The sequence below is a fragment of the uncultured Porticoccus sp. genome, assembly GCF_963975625.1.
In the GTDB taxonomy this organism is placed as follows: domain Bacteria; phylum Pseudomonadota; class Gammaproteobacteria; order Pseudomonadales; family Porticoccaceae; genus Porticoccus.
The window spans coordinates 150,959-176,219 of sequence record NZ_CAXBHS010000006.1 but is presented as its reverse complement, the minus strand read 5'-3'; the positions used below and the strand labels follow the sequence as shown (position 1 = coordinate 176,219).

Annotated in this window: 22 protein-coding genes and 1 other RNA gene; 21 read left to right on the top strand and 2 right to left on the bottom strand. The window is 57.5% G+C overall.

Annotated elements, in window-relative coordinates:
* Positions 1–97: 97 nt before the first annotated feature.
* The 21 genes from rnpB (at position 98) to mutT (ending at position 24,168) form a co-directional block, all read left to right on the top strand.
* Positions 98–484: RNase P RNA component class A (gene rnpB, locus AACZ64_RS07610), an RNA gene on the top strand.
* A 470-nt stretch (positions 485–954) separates the two neighbouring features.
* Positions 955–1,410: a division/cell wall cluster transcriptional repressor MraZ gene (gene mraZ / locus AACZ64_RS07605; protein ID WP_036859270.1), complete on the top strand. Its 456-nt coding sequence runs from the start codon at positions 955–957 to the stop codon at positions 1,408–1,410.
* Positions 1,411–1,427: 17 nt separating this feature from the next.
* The gene (rsmH, locus tag AACZ64_RS07600) at positions 1,428–2,363 is read left to right on the top strand and encodes a 16S rRNA (cytosine(1402)-N(4))-methyltransferase RsmH (protein WP_293613582.1); all 936 of its coding nucleotides are present in this window, start codon (positions 1,428–1,430) and stop codon (positions 2,361–2,363) included.
* Complete coding sequence (ftsL, locus tag AACZ64_RS07595) at positions 2,360–2,665, top strand: cell division protein FtsL (RefSeq protein ID WP_339639851.1); 306 nt, start codon at positions 2,360–2,362, stop codon at positions 2,663–2,665. The genes rsmH and ftsL overlap by 4 nt, the downstream gene beginning before the upstream one ends.
* The gene (locus AACZ64_RS07590; protein WP_293613580.1) at positions 2,662–4,404 is read left to right on the top strand and encodes a penicillin-binding transpeptidase domain-containing protein; all 1,743 of its coding nucleotides are present in this window, start codon (positions 2,662–2,664) and stop codon (positions 4,402–4,404) included. The genes ftsL and AACZ64_RS07590 overlap by 4 nt, the downstream gene beginning before the upstream one ends.
* Positions 4,404–5,906 carry a UDP-N-acetylmuramoyl-L-alanyl-D-glutamate--2,6-diaminopimelate ligase gene (locus AACZ64_RS07585; protein WP_339639852.1) on the top strand — a complete coding sequence of 501 codons (1,503 nt, stop codon included), beginning with the start codon at positions 4,404–4,406 and terminating at the stop codon, positions 5,904–5,906. Before AACZ64_RS07590 ends, AACZ64_RS07585 begins: the two co-directional genes overlap by 1 nt.
* Positions 5,903–7,261 (top strand): UDP-N-acetylmuramoyl-tripeptide--D-alanyl-D-alanine ligase, encoded by a 1,359-nt coding sequence (gene murF / locus AACZ64_RS07580; protein ID WP_339639850.1) that lies wholly within the window; start codon positions 5,903–5,905, stop codon positions 7,259–7,261. The genes AACZ64_RS07585 and murF overlap by 4 nt, the downstream gene beginning before the upstream one ends.
* Before the next feature lie 2 nt (positions 7,262–7,263).
* The gene (gene mraY / locus AACZ64_RS07575) at positions 7,264–8,346 is read left to right on the top strand and encodes a phospho-N-acetylmuramoyl-pentapeptide-transferase (RefSeq protein WP_339639849.1); all 1,083 of its coding nucleotides are present in this window, start codon (positions 7,264–7,266) and stop codon (positions 8,344–8,346) included.
* A 21-nt stretch (positions 8,347–8,367) separates the two neighbouring features.
* The gene (murD, locus tag AACZ64_RS07570; protein WP_293613578.1) at positions 8,368–9,711 is read left to right on the top strand and encodes a UDP-N-acetylmuramoyl-L-alanine--D-glutamate ligase; all 1,344 of its coding nucleotides are present in this window, start codon (positions 8,368–8,370) and stop codon (positions 9,709–9,711) included.
* Positions 9,708–10,892: a putative lipid II flippase FtsW gene (ftsW, locus tag AACZ64_RS07565; RefSeq protein ID WP_293613577.1), complete on the top strand. Its 1,185-nt coding sequence runs from the start codon at positions 9,708–9,710 to the stop codon at positions 10,890–10,892. Before murD ends, ftsW begins: the two co-directional genes overlap by 4 nt.
* Positions 10,873–11,958, top strand: a complete 1,086-nt coding sequence (gene murG, locus AACZ64_RS07560; RefSeq protein ID WP_293613576.1) for an undecaprenyldiphospho-muramoylpentapeptide beta-N-acetylglucosaminyltransferase — start codon at positions 10,873–10,875, stop codon at positions 11,956–11,958. Before ftsW ends, murG begins: the two co-directional genes overlap by 20 nt.
* A gap of 22 nt (positions 11,959–11,980) precedes the next feature.
* Positions 11,981–13,372, top strand: a complete 1,392-nt coding sequence (gene murC / locus AACZ64_RS07555) for a UDP-N-acetylmuramate--L-alanine ligase (protein ID WP_293613603.1) — start codon at positions 11,981–11,983, stop codon at positions 13,370–13,372.
* Between the two features lie 18 nt (positions 13,373–13,390).
* The gene (locus AACZ64_RS07550; protein WP_339639848.1) at positions 13,391–14,317 is read left to right on the top strand and encodes a D-alanine--D-alanine ligase; all 927 of its coding nucleotides are present in this window, start codon (positions 13,391–13,393) and stop codon (positions 14,315–14,317) included.
* Positions 14,318–14,395: 78 nt separating this feature from the next.
* Positions 14,396–15,226 (top strand): cell division protein FtsQ/DivIB, encoded by an 831-nt coding sequence (locus AACZ64_RS07545; RefSeq protein WP_293613574.1) that lies wholly within the window; start codon positions 14,396–14,398, stop codon positions 15,224–15,226.
* A gap of 8 nt (positions 15,227–15,234) precedes the next feature.
* Positions 15,235–16,473 (top strand): cell division protein FtsA, encoded by a 1,239-nt coding sequence (gene ftsA / locus AACZ64_RS07540; RefSeq protein WP_036859281.1) that lies wholly within the window; start codon positions 15,235–15,237, stop codon positions 16,471–16,473.
* Positions 16,474–16,511: 38 nt separating this feature from the next.
* Entirely contained in the window at positions 16,512–17,696 is a 1,185-nt protein-coding gene (gene ftsZ / locus AACZ64_RS07535) for a cell division protein FtsZ (protein WP_272992564.1), read from the top strand.
* A gap of 142 nt (positions 17,697–17,838) precedes the next feature.
* The gene (lpxC, locus tag AACZ64_RS07530; RefSeq protein ID WP_036859284.1) at positions 17,839–18,753 is read left to right on the top strand and encodes a UDP-3-O-acyl-N-acetylglucosamine deacetylase; all 915 of its coding nucleotides are present in this window, start codon (positions 17,839–17,841) and stop codon (positions 18,751–18,753) included.
* Between the two features lie 42 nt (positions 18,754–18,795).
* Positions 18,796–19,716: a M23 family metallopeptidase gene (locus AACZ64_RS07525; RefSeq protein ID WP_293613573.1), complete on the top strand. Its 921-nt coding sequence runs from the start codon at positions 18,796–18,798 to the stop codon at positions 19,714–19,716.
* Between the two features lie 71 nt (positions 19,717–19,787).
* Entirely contained in the window at positions 19,788–22,493 is a 2,706-nt protein-coding gene (gene secA, locus AACZ64_RS07520) for a preprotein translocase subunit SecA (protein WP_293613572.1), read from the top strand.
* Positions 22,494–22,549: 56 nt separating this feature from the next.
* Positions 22,550–23,767, top strand: a complete 1,218-nt coding sequence (argJ, locus tag AACZ64_RS07515; RefSeq protein WP_293613571.1) for a bifunctional glutamate N-acetyltransferase/amino-acid acetyltransferase ArgJ — start codon at positions 22,550–22,552, stop codon at positions 23,765–23,767.
* Complete coding sequence (mutT, locus tag AACZ64_RS07510; RefSeq protein WP_293613570.1) at positions 23,764–24,168, top strand: 8-oxo-dGTP diphosphatase MutT; 405 nt, start codon at positions 23,764–23,766, stop codon at positions 24,166–24,168. Before argJ ends, mutT begins: the two co-directional genes overlap by 4 nt.
* A gap of 43 nt (positions 24,169–24,211) precedes the next feature.
* On the opposite strand, the gene yacG is transcribed toward mutT, so the two are convergent.
* Together yacG and coaE are read right to left on the bottom strand one after the other, a co-directional pair.
* Positions 24,212–24,430: a DNA gyrase inhibitor YacG gene (gene yacG / locus AACZ64_RS07505; protein WP_293613569.1), complete on the bottom strand. Its 219-nt coding sequence runs from the start codon at positions 24,428–24,430 to the stop codon at positions 24,212–24,214.
* A 166-nt stretch (positions 24,431–24,596) separates the two neighbouring features.
* Positions 24,597–25,217, bottom strand: a complete 621-nt coding sequence (coaE, locus tag AACZ64_RS07500) for a dephospho-CoA kinase (protein WP_293613568.1) — start codon at positions 25,215–25,217, stop codon at positions 24,597–24,599.
* Positions 25,218–25,261: the final 44 nt, after the last annotated feature.

The following is a 25,261-nucleotide window of genomic DNA, read 5'->3' as shown; positions in this document are numbered from 1 at the left end:
ATTTCATCTTGGAATCACACCCGCCCTCCAGACTCACTTCATATTGGACAAGGCTGCCAATCGCCAGCGGGGCTGGCTTCGTGCTAACCTTGCCGCGGGAGTTGGCCAGACAACCGCCGCTTTAATTTCTCGCTATCTCCGCAGGTGATGGTGGGAGTGAGGGGGAGGAAAGTCCGGGCTCCATAGGGCAGAGTGCCAGGTAACCCCTGGGGGGCGTGAGCCTACGGAAAGTGCAGCAGAGAGTAGACCGCCGATGGCCGCAATACGTTGTGGCACAGGTAAGGGTGAAAGGGTGCGGTAAGAGCGCACCGCGCAACTGGTAACAGTTTGTGGCACGGCAAACCCCACTCGGAGCAAGACCAAATAGGGATCCTTTGGCGTGGCCCGCGCTGGATCCGGGTAGGTTGCTTGAGGTGTACGGTGACGTGCACCCTAGAGGAATGGTTGTCCACGACAGAACCCGGCTTATCGGCCAACTCCCTTTTTTATCCCTCTTTCTGAACAGTCTGTTCATCGGCTCGAATGGGCAAGCATTGTCGGTGGTCGGTGCTCACATCCGCGTTGAGTCCCAAGAATTTATCGAAGTCGACGGCCTAATGCCACTGGAATACGGTGCCGGGATCAACCCGTTTTCGCCCCTCTAGTTTGATTAAAAAATAATCAAAAAAATCTTCCTGTGTGTTTGCCCGTGCATCGTTATATGAAAGTTAATGTAAAACATTAACGGCGGATTCTAGCGAATTGTTTATCTTCGCTATATTTTTCAAGCAACTTTTCTTCCTTCTGTTGTTTGTCGCAAGTTGTTGAGTTTTCGAAACATTTTTCGTGATTCGGGTCCCTTTTTTTGCCTTGACATTGGCCTTGGTCGGCATATAGTGACGAAAAGTGGGTAAAAGTGGGGCAGAGTGGGTTTTCTCTCCCATTCCTCTTGTCATTTTGAGTCAGGCGATAGCAGTGTTTAGAGGCAGCAACGAAATTAATGTGGATACCAAGGGGCGGATGGCCATGCCCGCGCGGTACCGTGCCTCCCTGGAAGCTAGCTGCGGTGGCTGCCTGATTGCCACTATCGATATACAGGATAAATGTCTGCTGATCTATCCGCTACAGGAATGGGAAAAGATTGAAGAAGAAATAGCGGAGCTGCCTTCCTTCAACCCGCTGACGCGCAAGTTGCAACGAATCCTGATTGGCCATGCCCGAGAACTGGAACTGGACAGTAACGGGCGTGTTCTGATCCCCCCGGAGTTGCGCCAATACGCGCAACTGGACAAGAAAGTGGTGCTGGTAGGCCAGCGCCACCGCTTTGAGTTGTGGAGCGAAGAAAACTGGAATTCCGGTAGAGAGAGCTGGCTGGCTGACAGCGAAGGCGATCTACAGATACCGGTAGAAATGCAATCCCTGTCACTGTAATGCTGAGGTAAGGGGCTATGTCGGCACAGGTCGAACACACGACCGTTCTGCTGGACGAGGCAGTTACTGCCCTTGTCACCGACCCCGACGGTTTTTACGTGGACGGCACTTTCGGTCGGGGTGGGCATGCGACCAGAATTCTCGCCGCACTGAGTGAGCGGGGTCGACTGATGGGAATCGACAAAGACCCGGTGGCCTGTCAGGTTGCCAGCGAAAAATTTGCCGAAGACAACCGCTTTCAGATAGTCCGTGGCTCTTTTGCACAGTTGGCTGAAATGGTCTCGGTACAGCATCGACTGGGTGAGGTTCAGGGGGTGCTACTGGACCTGGGCGTTTCCTCTCCTCAGCTGGATGATGCCTCGCGGGGATTCAGTTTTCTTCGCGATGGGCCTCTGGATATGCGCATGGATCCGGAATCCGGTATCAGTGCGGCCGACTGGCTGGCAACCGCAGAAGAGCAAGAGATCACACGGGTGCTGCGCGACTACGGCGAAGAACGCTTTGCCCGGCGTATGGCGAGGGCCATTATTGCCGCCCGCAACGAGCAGCCAATTACCCGCACTGCGAGGTTGGCGTCGATTGTCGCTGAAGCCAACCCCTCCTGGGAAAAGGGCAAACACCCGGCCACTCGGGCTTTTCAGGGCATTCGTATTTTTATTAACCGCGAGCTGGAAGATCTTGAGCTGGCGTTGGCATCAATTCTGGATGTGCTCGCCGTTGGCGGACGGCTGGTAGTCATCAGTTTTCACTCACTGGAGGACCGGATTGTTAAGCGGTTTATCCGGGAAAAAGAACGCGGCAAGCCGCTGCCAAAAGGGCTGCCCATCATGGAGAAAGATATTGTTCGGCGGATGCGCTCTGTGGGCAAGGCCAGTAAACCCGGTTCGGCTGAAGTGGCCGCTAACCTGCGCTCCAGAAGTGCTGTGATGCGCGTTGCGGAGAAGCTGTCATGATTGCCAGGCGCCCTATGTCCGTCCGCACAGGTGGCTGGCTGCCGGTGCTGTGGTTGTTATTGGTGCTCTCGGCGCTGTCGGTCATCTATGTCAGTCATCTGTGTCGCCAGCTCTACAACGAGCTGGCCAAACTTGAGCAGGAGGCCAATGCGCTTCAGGTTGAGTGGGGTCGCTATTTGCTGGAGCAGAGTTCTTGGGCTTCGCTGAGTCGCGTGGAGCAACTGGCTAAATCGGAATTGCAGATGCGGGTACCGAAACCCGGTGAAGTTATTGTGGTGCGTGCCGGAGAGAAAGTCGAATGAGTGGCATCAGGCCCAACAAGCTCACCATTCAGCGCTGGCGTTACATGTTCGTGGTGATGGTGCTGGCAATTCTGCCGGTGGCAGGTTTCTGGCATATCGCCAGCCTGCAGGTGCTGCCGGACGTCGACCGTGGTTATGAGTTTTTGCAGATACAGGGTCAGGCACGTACAGTCCGGACCGAAACGATTCCGGCCTATCGGGGTGTCATTACCGATCGTCGCGGCGAACCGCTCGCTGTCAGTACACCGGTTGTAACACTCTGGGCCAATCCAAAGTTGATGGATAATCGGGCGCCCGAGCTCACCGAGCTGGCCAGCCTGTTGTCCATCACTCGGGAGGAGCTGCAGCAGCGGCTGGCTCGTTACGCCAACAAGGAGTTTATGTATCTGGCGCGCCAGGTGACACCCGAGCAGGCGGAGCAGGTGCTCAAACTTGAAATGCCCGGGGTATTTGGCCAGCCGGAATACAAACGGTTTTATCCTGCCGGAGAGGTTGCAGCCCAGTTGGTGGGCTTTACTGATATCGATGATCGTGGTCAGGAGGGTATGGAGCTCGCCTACGATCATCTGTTAACCGGTGTGCCCGGTGCAAAGCAGGTGCTCAAGGATCTCAAGGGTCGGGTGATCAAGGATCTGGCGTTGGTGCGCAGCGAAAAGCCGGGACAGAACCTGGCTCTCAGTATCGACCTGCGTCTGCAGTACACCGCCTACCGTGAACTCAAGGCAGCGATGGGTAAATTCCAGGCCGCCTCAGGTTCGGTGGTCATACTGGATGTGCGCACCGGCGAAGTGCTGGCCATGGCCAATCAGCCGTCTTTCAATCCCAACGACCGCAGTCAGCTGAGTTCTGATGCACTACGCAATCGCGCAGTGACCGATCTGGTAGAGCCCGGCTCCACTATGAAGCCGTTCACGGTGCTTGCGGCACTGGAAAGCGGCAAGTATTCACCCGAAACCCTGATTGATACCAACCCCGGCTCGATACGGGTCGGCAGAAAGACCTTCTACGATCATCGCAACTATGGCGTGATTGACCTGACCACGCTGTTGACCAAATCGAGCCAGGTAGGCACCACCAAGTTGGCACTGGACCTTGAGCCGGAGCATATTCGGGAGATGTTCTACCGGGTGGGAATGGGAAAAAGTCCCGGCACCGGATTTCCGGGAGAGAGCCCTGGCAGCCTGCCTGACTACCGTCGTTGGCCCTCAATCGAGCGGGCCAACTTTGCGTTTGGCCACGGGTTTTCTGCCACAGCATTGCAGCTGGCCCAGGCCTATGCCGTGATCGCCAGCGACGGTCTGAAAAAACCGGTATCGCTGCTCAGTGTGAATGATGTTCCACTCGGCGAGCAGGTGGTAGATCCAGAGCTGGCCGCCACCATGCGGGAGATGATGACCCATGTCACCCAAACGGGCGGCACAGCCACCCGGGCGGCGATCAGTTCCTACGATGTGGCAGGAAAAACCGGCACGGTGCACAAGGTGGGCAAGTTCGGCTACGAGAAACATCGCTATGTCTCAATGTTTGCCGGGATGGTGCCTGCTGACAACCCGCGGTTGGTGACCGTAGTGGTGATCAATGATCCGCGGGGTGATGATTATTTTGGTGGGGCAGTGGCTGCGCCAGTGTTTTCCGAAGTGACCGCCGATGCCCTGAGAATGCTGAAAATTCCACCATCGTTGGAGAATATCCAGCAGGAAGTGGTGTTGAACCATCGTCAGCCCGGAGATGCCACGTGATGACATCATCCGTGAACACCCCGCTGCCAACACTGGCAACCCTGTTGCCGGGGATGTCCCTATCTGCCGCATTGGCCGGCACACCCGTGAAAGGGTTGTGTCTCGACAGTCGCCTGATCGAGCCGGGTCAACTATTTATTGCGATTCCCGGTGCCAGCGCAGATGGTCGTGACTACCTGCATCATGTGCTGGCATCCGGTGCTGTCGCAGCACTGGCCGAGGCGGATGGGCTCGATTTCCAGGACCCGCTAGTGATCCCGGTTGAGGGTCTCAATCGTCAGCTGAGCGAACTGGCGGGACGTTTTTACGGCGATCCTTCGGCGTCACTGTCACTAACCGGCATCACCGGCACCAATGGTAAAACTACCTGCAGTCTATTGTTGGCGCAGCTATTCAGTCTGGCGGGTTATCCGGCCGGAATAATCGGTACACTGGGTTGTGGCGTAGCGCGGGACGGTCAGGTGGCACTTGCTGAAACCGGTATGACCACACCGGATGCCATCACTTTACAGTCGCTGTTGGCGGATTTTGTCAATGTGCCGGTAGATCGTGTGGCGATGGAGGTGTCTTCCCACAGTCTTGATCAATGCCGGGTGTCGGCCCTGGAATTTGATACGGCGGTATTCACCAATCTGAGTCGCGATCATCTGGATTATCACGGTGATCTGGTGAGTTACGCCCATGCCAAATCGCGGCTGTTCACTCTGCCCGGGTTGGCCCACGCAGTGATCAACATCGATGACCCGGTGGGTGCAGAAATGACCTTGCAGTTGCCCCCGTCCGTCACTTTGTATACCTACTCACTGTGCAATCCCGCAGCCACGGTGTATGCCTCGGACATCACGTTTTCCGACGGTGGCCTGCAGGCCAATGTAATAACCCCTTGGGGTGATGGGTTGCTCGTCAGCCCTCTGCTGGGCCGCTTTAATCTGCAAAATTTGCTGGCGGTGCTGGCCGCTGCCTGCATTCAGGGTCTGGCCCTGGAACAAGTGTTGCGCGTGCTGCCGGATTTGCAATCAGTGACAGGCCGTATGGAAAAAATCACCAATGGTGTCGGGCCGATGGTGATAGTGGACTATGCCCACACACCAGCTGCCCTGGAGCAGGTGTTGCTCACTTTGCGCGAGCATTGCAAAGGCCAGTTGTGGTGCGTATTTGGTTGTGGCGGTGATCGTGATCGGGGCAAACGCGGGCAAATGGGTGCAATCGCCAGCCAGCTGGCTGATCGAACCATAGTGACCAGTGACAACCCGCGCAGTGAAAAGCCCGACGAGATCATTGCCGATATTGTTCGGGGCGTTGCAGCAGGTGCTGCCGTGGACGCCATTGCCGATCGCGCCCTGGCCATTCAGAGCGCAGTCTGGGAAGCGGCCGATGTCGATGTCGTGCTGATTGCCGGCAAGGGGCACGAACACTACCAGTTGATCGGTGCCGAACGGTTGCCGTTCAGCGATCAGGCACAGGCCAGGTTGGCGCTGAACCAGCGAGGGGGGTGTCGATGATTCAGCCGATGACCCTGACGATGGCAGCGCAAACGTTTGGCGGCACACTCATGTATCCCGATTGTGAATTTAGCGCGGTCAGTACGGACAGTCGCCATATCCGTGAGGGCGATGTGTTTGTCGCCCTGCGCGGTGAGCGCTTCGATGCCCACAATTTTCTGCCCGATGTGGCCACCAGGGCCTCGGGAATGGTCGTGGAATACGCCGATAGGGATATCAATCTGCCCCAGTGGGTAGTGCCGGATACGATGGTGGCGCTTGGCCAGCTCGCATTGCTAAACCGCCAGTGCTTCCGCGGGCCGGTGGTGGCGATTACGGGCAGTAGCGGCAAAACCACGGTTAAGGACATGGTGGCCGCTATCCTCGGTGAATGTGGCGCCGTGCTGGCCACAAAAGGCAATTTGAATAACCAGATTGGGGTGCCGCTGACGTTGCTCCGCCTCACTGCCCAGCACCGTTTTGCCGTGATCGAAATGGGTGCCAGCGGGCCGTCAGAGATCAGCTATTTATGCAGTCTGGCCAAGCCGGATGTGGTGCTGGTGAATAATGTGCTGCCCGCACATGTGTCGGGCTTTGGCAGTCTGGAGGGGATTGCCAGCGCGAAGGGAGAAATATACAGCGGCGTCTGCTCCGAAGGCACCGCCGTGATCAATCTCGACGAAAGCTGGGCGTCCCAATGGCGTGCGGCCACTTTAGCCAGAGTGGTCAGCTACTCCCTCGTCAGCGAATCCGCTGATTTTTATGCCAAAGCCATGGTGCCAGACCCGCAGGGCTGTTTCTCTTTTGTGCTGGTGACTCCCGTCGGCGAAGCGGCCGTGCAGCTGGCGGTGAGCGGTCGCCACAACGTTGCCAATGCACTGGCAGCGGCGGCCTGTGCCCACGCAGCGGGCGCCGACCTCGGTGCAGTTGCCGCCGGCCTGAATAAAGTCCGGGCAGTGCCGGGTCGCCTGCACAGGCAGATGTTGGCCACTGGCGGCACGCTGATTGATGACACCTACAACGCCAATCCCGGTTCCGTAAAAGCTGCGGTGGATACCCTGATGACCATCAGCGGAAAACAGATTCTGGTGTTGGGTGACATGGGTGAGTTGGGTGACGACGAAGCTGCGCTGCATGGCGAAGTGGGTCGTTATGCCGCTGACAAGGGTGTCGGCCACCTGCTCGCAGTTGGACCTTTGTCGATCAATACGGTTCGTGAGTTTGGTGAAGGGGCCGAACATTTAGACAGCAAGGAACAGCTGCTGGAAAGGTTGAAGAGCCTGCTGGATAAAGATGCCGTGGTATTGGTGAAGGGATCGCGTTTCATGGCCATGGACAGTGTGGTGAAGATGATAACGGAACTGGGGGAACACTAGCCATGTTGCTTTTACTGGCAGACTACCTGACACAGTACTTCACCGTTTTCGGTGTGGTGAAGTACCTGACATTCCGCGGCATTCTCGGTGCGCTCACAGCGCTGGGACTGTCGTTGGTTCTGGGCCCGATGATGATCCGCCGGCTCAATCATCTGCAAATCGGGCAGTCGGTTCGCAACGATGGTCCACAGAGTCACCTCAGTAAATCCGGCACGCCGACCATGGGTGGCGCACTGATTATTCTGTCCATTTTTATCAGTGCACTGCTCTGGTCCGATCTCACTAACCGTTATGTCTGGGTAGTTCTGGCGGTGACGCTGGCCTTTGGCGCCGTCGGCTGGGTGGATGATTATCGCAAAGTGGTGGAAAAAAACTCCCGTGGCCTGCCGGCCCGGTGGAAATATTTCTGGCAGTCAGTTGCGGGATTTGGGGCTGCCTTTTTTCTTTATTACACCGGTAGTATCGGTGCGGAGAACGAGCTGATCGTACCGTTCTTCAAGGAGGTGGCGCTGCCACTGGGTTTGTTCTATGTGCTGCTGGCGTATTTCGTGATCGTCGGCAGCAGCAACGCCGTCAACCTGACCGATGGCCTGGATGGATTGGCGATCATGCCCAGTGTCGTTATCGGTGGTGCATTGGGGGTGATCGCCTATGCCGTGGGCAATGCCCAGTTTGCCAGTTATCTGCACATTCCCTATGTGGTGGGTGCCGGCGAACTGGTGGTGTTCTGCGCGGCACTGGGTGGTGCCGGTCTCGGCTTTCTCTGGTTCAACACCTACCCGGCCCAGGTGTTCATGGGTGATGTGGGTGCGTTGGCACTGGGGGCGGCACTGGGCACCATCGCAGTGATCGTGCGTCACGAAATTGTGTTTTTCATTATGGCGGGTGTGTTCGTGCTGGAAACCGTCTCGGTGATCATGCAGGTGGCCTCTTTCAAATTGACCGGACGGCGAATTTTCCGCATGGCGCCGATTCATCACCATTTCGAACTGAAAGGTTGGCCGGAGCCGCGCGTGATTGTGCGTTTCTGGATTATTACGCTGGTGCTGGTGCTGTTTGGCCTGGCTACCCTGAAGCTGCGTTAAGGGAAGGATACGGGAGTGGCAATGACGCAATTAATCGCCAGTAGCAAACTGAAGGTGATCGCCGGTCTCGGTGTCACCGGTTTGTCCGTGGCGCGTCATTTAAACGAGATGGGTGAGCGGTTCGTGGTGCTCGACAGTCGCACCAATCCACCCTGCCTGGCACAGCTGCAAGACGAGCTACCCGAAGTGTCGCTGGCGTTGGGTGAGTTGAGCGACGACGCTTTTTTGGGTGCCGATGAAGTCATTCTCAGCCCCGGGTTATCGCGCCAACATCCGGCGGTAAAAACAGCCATCGAAGCCGGGATCCCGGTGATCAGCGACATTGAATTGTTTGCCCGCCGCGCCAGCGCCCCCATTGTCGCTATCACGGGTTCCAACGGTAAAAGCACCGTCACCACACTGGTGGGGGAGATGTTTGCGGAAGCCGGCATCGACGCCGCCGTAGGTGGCAATCTCGGGGTGCCCGCACTCGATCTGCTGGCCCCCAGCGTCGCGTATTACGTGCTGGAGTTGTCCAGTTTTCAACTGGAGTCCGTGTTGGCGCTGAATGCTGAAGTCGCCACTGTGCTGAACATCAGTCTGGACCACATGGATCGCTACCGCAGCTTGTTGGACTACCATCAGGCCAAGCACCGAATTTTTATCGGGGCGCGTCAGGTGGTGACCAATCGCGACGACCGGCTCAGTGCTGCGCTGGTGGGGGATGCCGTCAAGCAGTGGAGTTTTGGGCTCGATCAACCCGATTTCAAAGGCTTTGGCCTGCGTCAGCACCAGGGCGAGTCCTGGTTGTACTACCAGTTTGAACCGTTGTTGGCGGAACGGGAACTGGGTATGACGGGACGACACAATACTGCCAACGCACTGGCGGCACTGGCGCTGGGGACGGCAGCTGGCCTGCCAATAGACCCGATGCTGGCCGTGTTGCGGCGTTTTGAGGGCCTGCCCCACCGCTGTCAGCGGGTGGTGACGCGCAACGGTGTCACCTATATCAACGACTCCAAGGCCACCAATGTCGGAGCCACCCTGGCGGCCATCGCCGGTCTGCGCGGTGCTGACAATTTGGTGCTGATCGCCGGTGGACAGGGTAAGGGGCAGGATTTCGCCCCGCTGGCCAGTGCCCTGTCAGGCGCTGTCAGGCAACTGATTCTAATGGGCGAGGACGCACCGGTCATTGGTGATGCTGTGGCCGGGACCGTTCCCGTGCTGTTTGCTACCGATCTCGATGCGGCAGTCAAGGCCGCCGCACAGGTTGCAAGACCCGGAGACACCGTGTTGTTGTCACCTGCCTGTGCCAGTTTTGATATGTTCCGGGGTTTTGCCGACCGCGGCGAACAATTTGTCCGGGCGGCGGAGGCATTGCGATGAACCTCGCCGCTGTCTACTGGCCGCGCATCAGTCTGTTCCTGCGGGAGCTCGATCAGTGGTTGCTGCTGTCGACAATCGCTATTGCCACCATCGGACTGGTGATGATCAGCTCGGCCTCCATCAGCTTTGCCGAACACAGTCTTGGCGACGGCTTCTATTTTCTCAAGCGCCAGATGTTTTACATGAGCCTGGGATTGGTAGTAGCTGCGTTGTTTCTCTACATGCCATCGCGATTCTGGTACCACAACGCAATCCCGCTGCTGGTGGTCACCATCATTTTACTGGTGGCGGTGCTGATTCCCGGAATCGGTCGCCGCGTCAATGGTGCCCAGCGCTGGATCCCCCTGGGGCCCATCAATCTGCAAGTGTCCGAAGTGGCCAAGTTCATGATGATTCTGTTCATGGCCAGTTATCTGGAACGTTATCAGCGAGAGTTACGTGAGTGCTGGAAAAGCATGATCAGGCCGGTACTGCTGTTGATAAGTGTCGCTGGCCTGTTACTGCTGGAGCCGGATTTTGGCTCAATGGTTGTGGTGTGCGGCACAGTGCTGGCTATGTTGTTCATCGGCGGCGCAAAGCTGTGGTTGTTCAGCGGGCTGTTGCTCGCCGGTATCGGTGGCATTGTATCGATGGCGTTGATCTCCCCCTACCGCCTGGAACGTCTGGTGACGTTCCTCGATCCCTGGGCCCATCAATACGACAGTGGTTATCAGTTAACCCAGTCGTTGATCGCCTTTGGTCGCGGCGAGTGGTTCGGGGTTGGTCTGGGCAACAGTATCCAGAAATTATTTTTTCTACCCGAGGCCCACACCGATTTCGTGTTCTCGATCTATGCCGAGGAGTTCGGCCTGATCGGGGTTGCGGTTGTGCTCGGACTCTACAGTCTGCTGGTGTCGCGAATCGTGCATGTGGCGAGAAAGGCGGTTCGGCAGGAAGACTGGTTTGCCGCCTACAGCTGTTTCGGTATTGCGATCGTGCTGGCGGGCCAAGCGTTTATCAATATTGGTGTCACCTCCGGGCTGTTGCCCACCAAGGGGCTGACACTACCCTTCATCAGTTACGGCGGCAGTAGCTTGCTGGTGTGTTGTGCCATGGTAGCGCTGGTGCTGAGAATCAGCCGGGAGATGGATGATGTTCAGGCCGTTGCAAAACAGGTGAGACGTGACAGAGCGGAGTTGTAACAAGGTGATGGTCATGGCCGGTGGCACTGGTGGACACGTGTTCCCCGCTCTGGCAGTGGCGCATGTCCTGCGCGCACGCGATATTGCGGTGTGCTGGCTCGGCACCCGGCGCGGTATCGAGGCCGAACTGGTGACCGCCAATCGCTTCCCGATCCGCTATATCGAGGTGGCGGGGTTGCGCGGCAAAGGGTGGCGCAAACTGATTGGCGCGCCCTGGAAGCTGTTGCGGGCACTTTGTCAGGCCATCAACGTATTGCGCAGCGAGCGTCCCGACGCAGTGCTGGGGTTTGGCGGATTTGCCTCCGGCCCTGGCGGCCTGGCGGCCAAATTGCTGGGTATTCCGCTGATTATTCACGAACAGAATGCCGTGGCGGGCACCACCAACCGTTTGCTGGCGAAGGTAGCCAACCGGGTGCTGTCGGCATTCCCCGCTGCCCTGCCCGACGCGCTCTGGACCGGTAATCCTGTGCGGTCCGAGATTGCTGAGCTCGGCGCCCCGCAGCAACGAATTGCCCCGGCGGACAGGCCCCGCCATCTTCTGGTGCTGGGCGGCAGTCTCGGCGCGCTGGCCATCAATCAGATCCTGCCAGTGGCGTTGGCTCTGCTACCTGAAGCCCAGCGGCCGGTTGTCCGTCACCAGTGTGGCAGAGACCATGTGGATGCCACCGTTGCGGCCTATGAGCAACAGGGTGTGAATGCCGGAGTCGAGCCTTTCATCGGGAATATGGCCGACGCCTATGGCTGGGCGGACCTGGTGGTTTGCAGGGCTGGAGCCCTGACTGTCTCCGAGCTGGCGTCGGCGGGTATCGGTGCCATCCTCATCCCTTACCCCCATGCCATTGACGACCACCAGACTGGCAATGGTCAGTGGCTGGTGGCCGAGGGCGCGGCCGACATGATCCAGCAGCAGGATCTGACTGCTGAAAAACTGGCTTCATTGCTGGCGGACTGGCTGGCGGATGCCGCCCAGCTGCAACAGCGCGCGGTGAATGCGCGAAAACTGGCCAGACCCGATGTGGCAGAGACCATAGCTGAAATTTGCGAGGAGGTTTGCCGTGGACGCTAAAGGCTTTCATCCCGTACCGGAAATGCGCCGTATCCGCCGTATCCACTTTATTGGTATTGGTGGCAGTGGTATGTGTGGCATTGCCGAAGTGCTGCTGAATCAGGGGTACCTGATTTCCGGTTCCGATCTGGCGGACAACAGCAATATTGTCAGGCTGCGTCAACTCGGTGTCCGGATCACCCTGGGGCATGCGGCTGAGCATATTGCGGATGCCGATGTGGTGGTGCAGTCCTCCGCGGTGGATGAAGACAACCCAGAGATTGTCAGTGCGCGGGAACGGCGCATTCCGGTTGTTCGCCGCGCGGAAATGCTGGCGGAACTGATGCGCTATCGACACGGCATTGCAGTGGCGGGTACCCACGGTAAAACCACTACCACCAGTTTGCTGGCATCGGTACTGGCCGCCAGCGGCAAGGATCCGACCTTCGTCATCGGCGGGCTGGTGAAGAGCGCGGGAACCAATGCGCGACTGGGGGAGAGTCGCTATCTGGTGGCCGAAGCGGATGAGAGCGATGCCTCTTTTCTTCACCTGCAACCGATGGTGGCCATCGTGACCAATATCGATGCCGACCACATGGAAACCTACGGGTTTGATTTCAACCGGCTCAAGCAGACGTTTGTCGAGTTTTTGCACAATCTGCCGTTTTATGGGTTGGCGGTGCTGTGTATTGATGAGCCGGTGATCCGGGAAATTCTGCCGCTGGTGTCGCGCCCGGTGCTGACCTACGGCTTTGCCGAGGATGCCGATTTCCGCATTGACCGGGTCAGTATTCACCAGAACAACAGTCATTTCGTGATCTATCGGCCCGATCATGCCGAGCCCCTGCCTATCTCTCTGAATATTCCAGGGGGGCACAACGTGCTGAATGCGGCGGCAGTGGTGGCTGTCGCCACCGATGAAGGTGTCGACGACCAGGCCATCCAGAGTGGGCTTGCCAATTTCCAGGGGGTGGGTCGACGTTTTGAAATTTACGGTGAATACCCCGTGAGCGGTGGCACGGCCATGCTGGTGGACGACTACGGCCATCACCCGAAAGAAGTAGCCGTGACGATCAAAGCCGTGCGTGAAGGGTGGCCGGAGCGGCGTCTGGTTATGGTTTTCCAGCCACACCGTTACACCCGCACCCGCGATCTCTACGAAGACTTTGTACAGGTGCTCTCCGGTTGCGATGTGCTGATCCTGCTGGAAGTTTATCCCGCCGGTGAAGAGGAGATTCCCGGCGCGGACAGTCGCGCCCTGTGTCGCAGTATCCGGCAGCGCGGTCTGGTGGAACCGATCTACGTGAAAGACATTGAAGCGGTCGGTGATGTGCTGAAAGACCTGCTCCGTGACGGTGATCTGGTAATGACCCAGGGGGCGGGCAGTGTCGGCAGGTTGGTGAAGCTGCTCGACGATCGACAATTGGTCCAGTGAAACATGACAGAGAGAACGATGGCAGTCAGTGAGGCAATGAAACAGAAATATGGCCGGGTGGGCGTGCTCTACGGGGGTACATCCGCTGAGCGGGAGATTTCGCTGATCTCCGGGAGTTCGGTGATCGCTGCCTTGCAGCGCAGTGGTGTCGATCTGGTGCCAATTGATGTGGGTGCCGACCTGTTGCAGCAATTACCGCAACTGTCACTGACACGGGTGTTGATCATGCTACATGGGCCAGGCGGTGAAGACGGCTCCCTGCAGGGCGCCCTGCAGTTTCTCGGTCTGCCCTATACCGGCAGCGGCGTATTTGCCTCCGCGTTGGCAATGGACAAATTGCACAGCAAACAGTTCTGGCAGGGCGTGGGGTTGCCCACGGCAAAATTTGCGGTATTGAACGACAGTACTGACTGGCAGGAAACACTCGATGCCCTGGGCGGAGTGGTGATGGTCAAGCCGTCCCATGAGGGATCCAGTCTCGGCATGACCCGGGCGGACAGTGCCGCTGAGTTGAAGAAAGCGTGGGTTGAGGCCGCTGCACTGGATAGCAGTGTGATTGCCGAACAGTGGATCAGTGGTGCCGAGTACACCGTGGCGCTACTCAACGGCGAGGTGTTGCCGCCAATCAGGCTGGAGACCGACCACAGTTTTTACGATTACAACGCCAAATATCTGGCTGATGACACCCGCTACCTATGCCCCTGTGGGCTGGATCAGGACCGGGAGGCCGAACTTAAAGAGTTGGCACTGACGGCATTTAACAGCCTCGGCTGCAGTGGCTGGGGTCGGGTCGATGTGATGTGTGATCAGGCCGGTAATTTCCAGTTGCTGGAAGTCAATACAGTCCCGGGCATGACCGACCACAGTCTGGTGCCTATGGCGGCGAAGGCGGAGGGCTACAGCTTTGATGAGCTGGTATTGAAGATTCTCGATACCTCTCTTTGAAAGCGCTTTGAAAGTCCCTCGGGGACGAGTGGTACAACTGAATATTTGGCAAGACAACAACGGAGAGATAGCAGAGCGATGGCAGGCAAGTTACCAAAGACGGCAGGGGCCAAACGGCGGGGCGAAGCCAGGCCCTGGCGCGAGCGCCTGGCTTGGCTGCAACGCAGCCTGTCACTGCTGATGCTGAGTGGCTTGCTGGTCGGCAGTGGTTGGGGTGCGTGGCTGGTGTTCAAGAAAGTCGATGCGCCCATTGGTGTGATCCTGGTACGGGGGCAATACACCCAGGTGGATCAGGCGCAGATTCAGAAGATGGTTGAGCCGCTGTTGAGTGGTGGCTTCATCAGCCTCGACCTGCAAAGGATCCGCGACGGGCTGGAGCGGCACCCCTGGATCGAGGAAGCCAGCATCAGTCGCCAGTGGCCTGACAGTGTGGTGATCCGGCTGGTAGAGGAGGTGCCCATAGCCCGCTGGGGCGACACCGCGTTCCTCAACCATCGCGGGGAGCGGCTGGAAATCGGCGACAACAGCATGCTGTCACACCTGCCTGTGCTGGAAGGCGTTGAACGCAGTGAGCGACAGATGATGCGCTCCTATAGGCAGATGGTGCAGATGCTGCAACCGGCCGAATTACGTATTGCGGCGTTGAAACGCGATGCCCGTGATGCCTGGCGGCTGACACTGACCAACGATCTGGAACTGGTGATCGGTCGCGACCAGATCATCGAAAAAATGCGCCGTTTCCTGTTGGTCTGGGATCAACACCTCAGGTCGCGGGCGGCAGAGGTTGACCGGGTAGATATTCGTTATGACAACGGTGTCGCGGTGCAGTGGATAGAAAAACCTGCGCAACAGGCGCAACTCAAACAACAGCAATTATCAATGGCATCTGGCGAACCAGAGCAAGTATGAGGTCGAGAATGGCGAACTCAAATGACGAACAACTCATTGTCGGACTGGATATCGGCACATCAAAAGTCGTGACTATCGTGGGGCTGGCGGGACCCGGTGGCACACTGGAAATCGTCGGTACCGGGCTGCACCCTTCTTCCGGTTTGAAAAAAGGTGTGGTGGTCAACATCGAGTCCACGGTTCATTCCATTCAGCGTGCAATTGAAGAAGCCGAGTTGATGGCGGGGTGCCATATTCACTCGGTCTATGTGGGGATCGCCGGCAGTCACATCCGCAGCCTGAACTCCCACGGTATCGTGGCCATTCGCGATCGCGAGGTGTTGCCCCTGGATATTGAACGGGTTATCGACGCGGCGCGGGCCGTGGCGATTCCCGCTGACCAGGAGATCCTCCACGTTCTGCCCCAGGAATTCATTATCGACAATCAGGAAGGTGTTCGCGAACCGCTCGGCATGTCGGGCGTCCGTCTGGAAGCCAAGGTGCATCTGGTGACCTGCGCTGCGAATGCCGCCCAGAACATAAAAAAATGTATTCGGCGCTGTGGCCTTGACGTCGACGACATCATTCTCGAGCAGCTGGCCTCCTCCTATGCCGTACTCACCGAAGATGAGAAGCAGCTCGGTGTCTGCCTGGTGGACATTGGTGGCGGCACCACGGATATCGCGATTTTCACTGACGGTGCCATTCGTCATACCGGGGTCATTCCCATCGCCGGGGATCAGGTGACCAATGACATTGCCCATGCCCTGCGCACGCCCACTGCGCACGCCGAAGAACTGAAGGTCAAGTATGCCTGTGCGCTGGCCAAGCTGACCGGTCCGGACGAGACCGTCAAGGTGCCCAGTGTCGGTGATCGTGCACCTCGGGATCTGTCCCGGCAGGCCCTGGCTGAAGTGGTCGAACCGCGCTACGACGAACTGTTCACCCTGGTGCAGGCCGAGTTGCGTCGCAGCGGTTTTGAGGACCTGGTGGCCGCCGGTGTCGTGCTGACCGGTGGTACTTCGAAGATGGAGGGGGTCATCGAACTGGCGGAAGAGATCTTCCATATGCCGGTGCGGGTTGGCTCGCCACACAATATCAAGGGGTTGGCCGACATTGTCGACAACCCGATCTACTCCACTGGCGTCGGATTGCTGCTCTATGGCTTGCAGCAACAGCAGGACGGTACCCGTCCCGTGCGACGCCGGGAGAGCGTCAAGGAAAGTTTTATCGCCCGGCTGAAAAGCTGGTTTCAGGGAAATTTGTAATTTTTTAACGCAGTTATACCAAATGAGGGGTATTTATCATGTTTCAAATCGTGGATAGCGCACCGGATAGCGCAGAAATCAAAGTAATAGGCGTCGGAGGCGGTGGCGGAAACGCTGTCCGCCATATGATGAGCAGCTGTGTGGACGGGGTAGAGTTTATCTGCGCCAATACCGATGCTCAGGCACTCAAGGACTTGGGGCACGCCACCATCCTGCAGTTGGGTAATGGCCTGACCAAGGGGCTGGGTGCGGGTGCCAACCCTGAAGTGGGGCGTCATGCTGCCATGGAGGATCGCGAACGTATCGCCGACGTTCTGCAGGGTGCCGATATGGTGTTCATCACAGCTGGCATGGGTGGTGGGACCGGTACCGGTGCTGCGCCCATTGTGGCCGATGTGGCCCGTGAGCTGGGTATTCTGACCGTGGCAGTGGTCACGCGGCCATTTATGTTCGAGGGCCGCAAGCGCATGGCCATCGCCGAAGAGGGCCTGAAAGAGCTGAAGGACCGGGTGGACTCACTGATCACAGTACCCAATGAGAAATTGCTGCAGGTACTGGGCAAAACCACCAGTCTGCTGGAGGCTTTCAAAGCGGCCAACGATGTGTTGCTGGGTGCCGTGCAGGGGATTGCCGACCTGATTATTCGTCCCGGTATGATCAACGTGGATTTCGCCGATGTGCGCACCGTAATGTCCGAAATGGGGCAGGCGATGATGGGTACCGGTGAAGCCACAGGCGAAGATCGTGCCCGGATCGCCGCTGAAACAGCGATTCACAGCCCGCTGCTGGAAGACATCAACCTGCAGGGTGCCCGCGGTATTCTGGTCAACATCACCGCCGGTCCCGACCTGTCTTTGGGTGAGTTCTCGGATGTGGGTGACACTGTAGAAGCTTTTGCCTCTGATAATGCCACCGTCGTGGTGGGGACAGTGATCGACCCGGAAATGGGTGATCGTCTGCGAGTCACCGTCGTGGCTACGGGTCTGGGACAGCCCGCACTGGAGCGCAAAGCCCCGTCCAAAGTTGTCGACAACGGCCATGTGGCGCCAATTCACATGCGCAAGAGCAGTGGTGAAACCGACTACGATGCCCTGGAAAAACCCACCGTCATCCGGCGCGGGTCCAGTGGTGGCGAGGCGGTGGCACGCAAACTTGACCCCCGTGCCGATGCCGATATGGACTATCTGGATATTCCGGCATTTCTGCGTCGTCAGGCCGACTGACCGGCGTATGTTATCCGGACCCACAAGGTGAACCGCCAGTGACACCCCTCAAATGTCTGGCGGTTTGCTTTATGGAGCTGTGGGCAGAGTTCTGCTAGTATTGCCGACAGTTTTTTGTAATTTTGGCAGGTATTCGTAACGCATGATTCGACAGCGTACTTTGAACAACATGATTCGCGCCACGGGTGTGGGTCTCCACACTGGCGAGAAAGTCTACCTGACCCTCCATCCAGCCCCTGTCAACACCGGCATTATCTTCCGTCGAACCGACCTCGATCCCGTGGTGGAAATTCACGCCAAGGCCGAAAATGTCGGTGAGACCACCCTGTCCACCACCCTGGTGAACGGCGACGTCAAGGTATCCACTGTGGAGCACCTGTTGTCCGCCATGGCCGGTCTTGGTATCGACAATGCCATTATCGATGTTACGGCGCCGGAAGTGCCGATCATGGATGGCAGTGCCGGACCTTTTGTATTCCTGCTGCAATCCGCGGGTATCCGCGAGCAGGAAGAACCGAAACGGTTCATTCGTATCCTGAAGCCGATCACAGTGACTGATGGGGACAAATCGGCATCCCTGCGACCGTTTAACGGCTTCAAGGTGACGTTTTCCATCGATTTTGATCACCCGGTATTTCACAACCGGACACTTAAGGCGGAAGTGGACTTTTCCACCACCTCTTTTGTAAAAGAAGTCAGCCGGGCCCGTACCTTTGGGTTCATGCACGAAATTGAATACCTGCGCTCCATGGGCCTGGCCCGGGGGGGCAGCATGGACAATGCTATTGTCGTGGACGAGTATCAGGTGTTAAATGAGGACGGTCTTCGCTACGAAGACGAATTCGTCAAGCACAAGATACTCGATGCCATTGGTGACCTGTACCTGCTTGGCAACAGCCTGATCGGCGAATTTGTTGCGCACAAATCCGGTCATGGACTTAATAATGCTTCGCTGCGGCAGTTGATTGCGCAGAAAGACGCCTGGGAAATGGTCACCTTCGAAGAAGATGAAGCCGATGTGCCCATCTCCTATATCAAGCCAATGGTCACCGCCTAGCGTGAGCTGTTGTGCAGAGCCAAAGAGGGTGGTCGTCAACCCGTGAATATCATTTTTATCGGTAACCGCAAGGGAAAAACCTGGACGCTGACCCTGAACAACTGGGCCAAATTCCTGTTGTCCATGTGCCTGCTGGGTTTGCCTGTGTCCGGTGGTATATACCTCGGCATGCAGCTCGGTGAAAGCAAGGTGGACGACCGGCTGATGGACTACATGCAGCAGGAGCTGGCCGAGCAGCAGGCCAATCTCGACGCGGGCCGTGAAGAGGCCAGACAAAAGGTGGCGGCTCTCACCAAAAAACTGGCTGTCCTGCAAACCCGTCTGTTGCGATTGGATGCACTGGGAGCACGGTTGGCAAACATCGCCGATCTGGAGGATGGTGAATTCGATTTCAGTCTTCAACCGGCTATCGGTGGCCCGGAGTTGGAGTCCTTTGCGCTTGAGTACAGCCACACTGAGCTGGACCTCATGTTCGCCCAGCTTCAGTCCCACGTGGAAAATCGTGAAGGTCAGCTCGGTGTCCTCGAATCACTGATGCTGAACCGCCAGCTCAACGGTCAAAGCCAACCGGCTGGGCGGCCGGTGCTGAAAGGTTGGCTATCCTCGCGTTACGGCAGACGAACCGACCCCTTTAGCGGCCACCGTGCCTGGCATAACGGTATTGATTTTGCCGGCCAGGAAGGGGATCAGATCATTGCGGTTGCCTCTGGTGTGGTCACCCGGGCGGGTCGACACAGCGGCTATGGTGAACTGGTCGAGGTGGATCACGGTGAAGGCTACCTGACACGCTATGCCCACAACCGCGAAAACCTGGTGAAGGCGGGCGATACCGTCAAGCAAGGTGATGTGATTGCCCTGATGGGCAGTAGCGGCCGCTCAACCGGTCCCCATGTCCACTTCGAAGTCTACAAAAATGGTCGTTCGGTCGATCCTGCCAGTTATATCCGACGCACCATCCGCTAGCGCTCCCATCTGTCCAAACCCCACACCCGCACGTTTTTCAGGGCGCATTGGCGCATCTTGTGATACTGGATTTGATAATGAAACTCATAAAGAAGCTTCTTGGCAGTAAAAATGACCGTGAAATCAAAAAAATGTGGAAGACTGTTCGTCAGGTCAACGCATTTGAACCGATTCTTGTGGAGCTCACCGACGATCAGATAAAAGCCAAAACCACCGAGTTCAGGCAACGTGTCAGCGAGGGAGAGTCTCTCGATCAGTTGCTCCCGGAAGCCTTTGCTGTGGTACGCGAAGCCGCCAGGCGAACCCTCGGGCTGCGCCACTTCGATGTGCAGATGATCGGTGGGCTGACGTTGCATCAGGGCCGCATTGCGGAAATGGGCACGGGTGAAGGTAAAACGCTGGTGGCTACTCTGCCGGCCTATCTCAATACCCTCGCTGGTGATGCCGTACACGTGGTTACCGTGAACGAATACCTGGCCCGGCGGGACGCAGAATGGATGTCGCCGGTTTACGAATTTCTCGGCCTGAGTGTGGGCGCAATCATGTCCCAGCAGTTGCCAGAGGATAAAAAGCGGGCTTATCAAGCGGACATCACCTACGGCACCAATAACGAATTCGGCTTTGATTATCTGCGCGACAATATGGTGCTGAGGCTCGACGACCAGGTTCAGCGGGGCCAAAAGTTTGCCATCGTGGATGAAGTGGATTCCATCCTGATTGATGAGGCCAGGACGCCACTGATCATCTCCGGTGCGGCCCAGGACAGCTCGGCTCTGTACAAGCGCATGAACAGCATGATGCCGATGCTGAAGCCCCACAGCGATGAAGAACCCGGCGACTTCATCATCGATGAAAAAACCCGCCAGATAGAACTCACCGAAGAAGGCCACAAGAAAATAGAGTCTTTGCTTGAAAGTGATGGCTTACTTCAATCCGGGGATAGCCTTTACAATGCATCCAACCTGGGGATGTTGCACCACGTGCAGTCCGCCCTCAAGGCCCACTACCTGTTCCACCGGGATGTCGAGTACATTATTCAGGAGGGCGAGGTTGTCCTGATTGATGAACACACGGGGCGCACCATGGCAGGACGGCGTCTCTCCGAGGGGCTGCACCAGGCCATCGAAGCAAAGGAAGGGGTGAAAATTAAAAGCGAGAGCCAGACACTGGCCTCCACCACCTTCCAGAATTACTTCCGTCTCTACGAAAAACTGGCGGGCATGACCGGCACCGCAGATACCGAAGCTTACGAATTTCATCAGATTTACGGCCTTCCGGTGGTGGTCATACCCTCGAATAAACCGCTGGCCCGAAAAGATCTCAATGACCTTATCTACCTCTCCACCGAGGAAAAATACGATGCCGTGGTGGAAGATATCCGCGCCTGTATTGAAAAAAAGGCGCCGGTACTGGTGGGTACAGCTTCCATCGAAACCTCGGAGGCCATGGCGGCCCGCCTTCGGGAAGCGAAAATACCCCATCAGGTTCTGAACGCCAAGCAGCATGAAAAAGAGGCGGTGATTATCGCCCAGGCGGGGCGGCCGGGCGCTGTCACCATTGCCACCAATATGGCAGGTCGCGGCACGGATATCGTGTTGGGAGGCAATCTGGAGGCCGAGATTGCCGAGCTGACTAATCCGGACGAGGCAAAAATTGCAGCAGTCAAAGAAGCTTGGCAGGAGCGTCACGATGCGGTCATTGCCGCCGGTGGTCTGCACATTCTCGGTACCGAGCGCCATGAATCCCGCCGTATTGACAATCAGTTGCGTGGTCGGGCCGGACGTCAGGGCGATCCCGGTGTTACCCGCTTCTATCTATCACTGGAAGACCAGTTGATGCGCCTGTTCGCATCGGACCGGGTCAAGAACATGATGCGCGCCCTCGGTATGGAGAAAGGCGAAGCCATTGAGCACCGCATGGTGACCGGTGCCATTGAAAAGGCGCAGCGCAAGGTCGAAGGTCGCAACTTTGATATCCGGAAAAACCTGCTGGAATACGATGATGTTGCCAACGATCAGCGGCAGGTCATTTATCAGCAGCGCGAAGACCTGCTGTCGGCAGATCATATCGCCGATGTGATCACGAACATCATGGCCGATGTGGTCAATCAGGCGATCGACTATTTTGTGCCGCCCCAGAGTCTCGCTGAACAGTGGGATATCCCCGGACTGGAAGAACACCTCTCCACGGAATTCGGGTTGAAACTGCCGATTCAACAGTGGCTGGATGAGGATTCTCGGCTGCACGAGGAAGGCCTTCGCAACCGTATTCAGCAGGCGATGAGCGAGCGCTATGAGCAAAAAGCCCAGAGCATCGGCGAGGATATCCGTACCATTGAACGGCAGGTGATGTTGCAGGTGCTGGATACCCTCTGGAAAGAGCACCTATCGAACATGGATCACCTCCGCCAGGGTATCGGTTTGCGGGCCTACGCGGCAAAAAATCCCAAACAGGAATACAAGCGCGAATCCTTCATGCTGTTCAGGGAAATGCTCGATAATATCAAGCTGGAGACCATCAAGTTTCTCTGTCGCGTCGAAGTTCGCAGTCACGAGGAAATCGAGGCTCTGGAACGTCGGCAGCGGGAAGCGCAGCAGCGTCAGCAGTTGCAGATGCAGCACGACGAAGTATCGGCACTGGGCGGACAATCGCCTGCACAGCAGCAGGAAAACCCGGAGCAACCATTTGTCCGGGAAGGTCGCAAGGTGGGCCGGAATGACCCCTGTCCCTGCGGCAGTGGAAAGAAATACAAACAGTGCCACGGACGCCTGTCGTGAGCGGGTTCATACCCTGCGACATGCGCCCATAGCGAAAACATAAAGAGACAGACATCATGGCCGTTGGCGAAGACTGTTTTCCGGTGATGCATCCGGTGCCGGGTTTCCGGCTTGGTACAGCCAGCGCGGGTATCAAAAAGCCCGGCCGCGAGGATCTGGTGCTGATGGCAATTGCGCCGGGAGGACGCGCCGCTGGCGTGTTCACCCAAAATGCCTTTTGCGCAGCGCCGGTTCAGCTGGCCAAAGCGCATCTTGCCGGGACTGCCACTCGTTATCTGGTAACCAATACCGGCAATGCCAACGCGGGAACGGGTAAGTCGGGCCGTATTAATGCGGCCCGGGTCTGCGAGAAAGTCGCCGAACTCGGTGATGTAGAGCCCACTGCGGTATTGCCATTTTCCACCGGGGTGATCGGCGAACCACTGCCGGTGGAAAAAATCCTGGCTGCCCTGCCAAACGCCATTGATGCCCTCAGTGAGGATGGCTGGACCAGTGCGGCCAAAAGCATCCTCACTACCGATACCCGCCCCAAAGGCGCCAGCGTCCAGCTGACCCTGGCGGGGCAGCCCATCACCATCACCGGCATTGCCAAGGGCTCCGGGATGATCAAGCCGAACATGGCCACCATGCTGGCCTATGTGGCCACGGATGCCGAAATCTCGGCAACCCGTTTGCAGACACTGGTCAGTACGGCCACAGAATGCTCCTTCAATCGCATAACCGTGGATGGTGATACGTCCACCAACGACGCCGCCATGCTGGTGGCCACTGGTGCGTCGCACCTGGATATTGACGGATTAGTCGCCGAGGAGCAGACCCGTTTTGAGCTGGCGGTGATCGAGGTGTTCATCTCTTTGGCGCAGCAGGTCATCCGGGATGGTGAAGGGGCCACAAAATTTGTCACGGTGCGTGTCACCGGTGGTGGTGACAGTGCGGAATGTCTGGCGGTGGCTTATACTGTGGCGGAATCGCCGCTGGTGAAAACCGCCCTGTTTGCCTCGGACCCCAACTGGGGGCGGATCCTGGCCGCCATTGGCCGGGCCGGTATTGCCAATCTCAACGTGGACGCCATTCAGGTCTACCTCGACGATGTGCTGATCGCTGAAGACGGTGGACGCGCAGCCAGTTACACCGAGCAACTGGGCCAATCGGTGATGAGTCAGGAAGACATTACCATCGAAATTCACCTCAACCGCGGCGAAGCCAGGGAAACTGTCTGGACCACCGACTTTTCCCACGAGTACGTCACTATTAACGCGGAATACCGCACTTGACCCCACGCATTCATGTGGCGGCGGCGGTGATTCTGGCGGCAGACCAGCGCATCCTGATTGCCCGACGGCACGAGAATAAGCATCAGGGTGGACTGTGGGAATTTCCCGGCGGCAAGGTCGAGTCGGATGAGACCGTGGCGGCTGCCCTGCACCGCGAACTTCGCGAGGAACTGGCGATTTCGGTGCAGTCCGCCGAGCCGTTTATCGAGGTGCAACACGATTACGCCGACAAGGCGGTTCTGCTCGATGTGTGGTGGGTGCGGGCATTTTCCGGCCAGCCGCAGGGTAACGAGGGCCAGCCACTACAATGGGTGACAGTGGCCGAATTGGCAGACTACGCGTTTCCCGCCGCCAATCAGCCGATTATCGATGCATTGCAATGGGCATTACAACAGGACTGACTGATCGCGCCTCCTCCCAGCTCCGCCCAGGCAGATTTGCAGATCAATGCCGGGTGACACCACCGTTTTCGGCATCTGAATCCGCATCGTCCGGCGGCATGGTCTCATCGCCCGGAATACTGAACTGTTCACTGGCCCAGGCGCCAAAGTCCAATTGCTGGCAGCGCTTGCCGCAAAATGGCCGATAGGGCGAGTCCTCTCCCCAGATCACGGACTTTTTGCAGGTGGGGCAGTTTACGGTAAGGACTTTTGATTCACTCATACTGACATCAGACACTGTTGTTGGAGGGATGGGGCTGTTATTAACTTATTGAAAGTGAAGCCGTTATTGACCATCACGTTAGTTGTTATGCGTTAGCAGTGATAAAGGGCAAGCCCGAATGTTACGGCATATTCACCGATTTATCATCCGTGCCTCTGTCACCCTGTTATGGCCGTTCTGACTGCCCGCTGTGCTGGCCTGCCAAGGCCAGATAACGCTGATGCAGTGCCGCCACGGCCGGCTCCAATGCCGCCAGTGGGCCATCGTTATCGATGATGTCATCCGCCCTGCCGAGCCGCGCATGGCGGCTGATCTGAGCATCCATAATGGCGCGAATCTGTGCCTCATCGCCACCGTCACGTTGTATGGCACGGGCCACCTGGGTCGCCTCGCTGACATCCACCACCAATATCCGGTTCACCAATGTATGCTGCGAGGTTTCCAGCAGCAGGGGCGATTCCAGAATGGCGTAGGGGCTGGCGGCATTAGCCAGGGCCTCGTCTATCAGCACTGCAATGGCCGGGTGTAACAAGGCTTCCAGCCACTGCCGTTGTTCGGGATCGGCAAACACCGCCTCCCGCAACCAGGCACGGTTCAGGGAGCCATCCTCCTTCAGCACCGCGGCCCCAAAATGGGCACGGATTTTCGCCAATGCCGGAGAACCGGGCAGTACGGCCGCGCGCGCCGCCTGATCGGCATCCACAACAGTGATACCGCGCTGTCGAAATAACTGTGCTACGGCACTTTTGCCGCTGCCGATGCCACCGGTCAGACCTACGGTAAACATGATGGGGCGCTCACAGGAAAATTGAAAACGTATTCATTACGGAG

Excerpts from the sequence above, each read along its gene's own strand:
- argJ (WP_293613571.1), top strand. The coding sequence starts at position 22,550 with ATGGCCGTTGGCGAAGACTGTTTTCCGGTGATGCATCCGGTGCCGGGT.
- AACZ64_RS07585 (WP_339639852.1), top strand. The coding sequence starts at position 4,404 with ATGACATCATCCGTGAACACCCCGCTGCCAACACTGGCAACCCTGTTG.
- yacG (WP_293613569.1), bottom strand. The coding sequence starts at position 24,430 with ATGAGTGAATCAAAAGTCCTTACCGTAAACTGCCCCACCTGCAAAAAG.
- murF (WP_339639850.1), top strand. The coding sequence starts at position 5,903 with ATGATTCAGCCGATGACCCTGACGATGGCAGCGCAAACGTTTGGCGGC.
- murC (WP_293613603.1), top strand. The coding sequence starts at position 11,981 with ATGCGCCGTATCCGCCGTATCCACTTTATTGGTATTGGTGGCAGTGGT.
- coaE (WP_293613568.1), bottom strand. The coding sequence starts at position 25,217 with ATGTTTACCGTAGGTCTGACCGGTGGCATCGGCAGCGGCAAAAGTGCC.
- ftsA (WP_036859281.1), top strand. The coding sequence starts at position 15,235 with ATGGCGAACTCAAATGACGAACAACTCATTGTCGGACTGGATATCGGC.
- AACZ64_RS07590 (WP_293613580.1), top strand. The coding sequence starts at position 2,662 with ATGAGTGGCATCAGGCCCAACAAGCTCACCATTCAGCGCTGGCGTTAC.
- ftsW (WP_293613577.1), top strand. The coding sequence starts at position 9,708 with ATGAACCTCGCCGCTGTCTACTGGCCGCGCATCAGTCTGTTCCTGCGG.
- ftsZ (WP_272992564.1), top strand. The coding sequence starts at position 16,512 with ATGTTTCAAATCGTGGATAGCGCACCGGATAGCGCAGAAATCAAAGTA.
- murD (WP_293613578.1), top strand. The coding sequence starts at position 8,368 with ATGACGCAATTAATCGCCAGTAGCAAACTGAAGGTGATCGCCGGTCTC.
- rsmH (WP_293613582.1), top strand. The coding sequence starts at position 1,428 with ATGTCGGCACAGGTCGAACACACGACCGTTCTGCTGGACGAGGCAGTT.
- AACZ64_RS07550 (WP_339639848.1), top strand. The coding sequence starts at position 13,391 with ATGGCAGTCAGTGAGGCAATGAAACAGAAATATGGCCGGGTGGGCGTG.
- mraY (WP_339639849.1), top strand. The coding sequence starts at position 7,264 with ATGTTGCTTTTACTGGCAGACTACCTGACACAGTACTTCACCGTTTTC.
- AACZ64_RS07545 (WP_293613574.1), top strand. The coding sequence starts at position 14,396 with ATGGCAGGCAAGTTACCAAAGACGGCAGGGGCCAAACGGCGGGGCGAA.
- lpxC (WP_036859284.1), top strand. The coding sequence starts at position 17,839 with ATGATTCGACAGCGTACTTTGAACAACATGATTCGCGCCACGGGTGTG.
- ftsL (WP_339639851.1), top strand. The coding sequence starts at position 2,360 with ATGATTGCCAGGCGCCCTATGTCCGTCCGCACAGGTGGCTGGCTGCCG.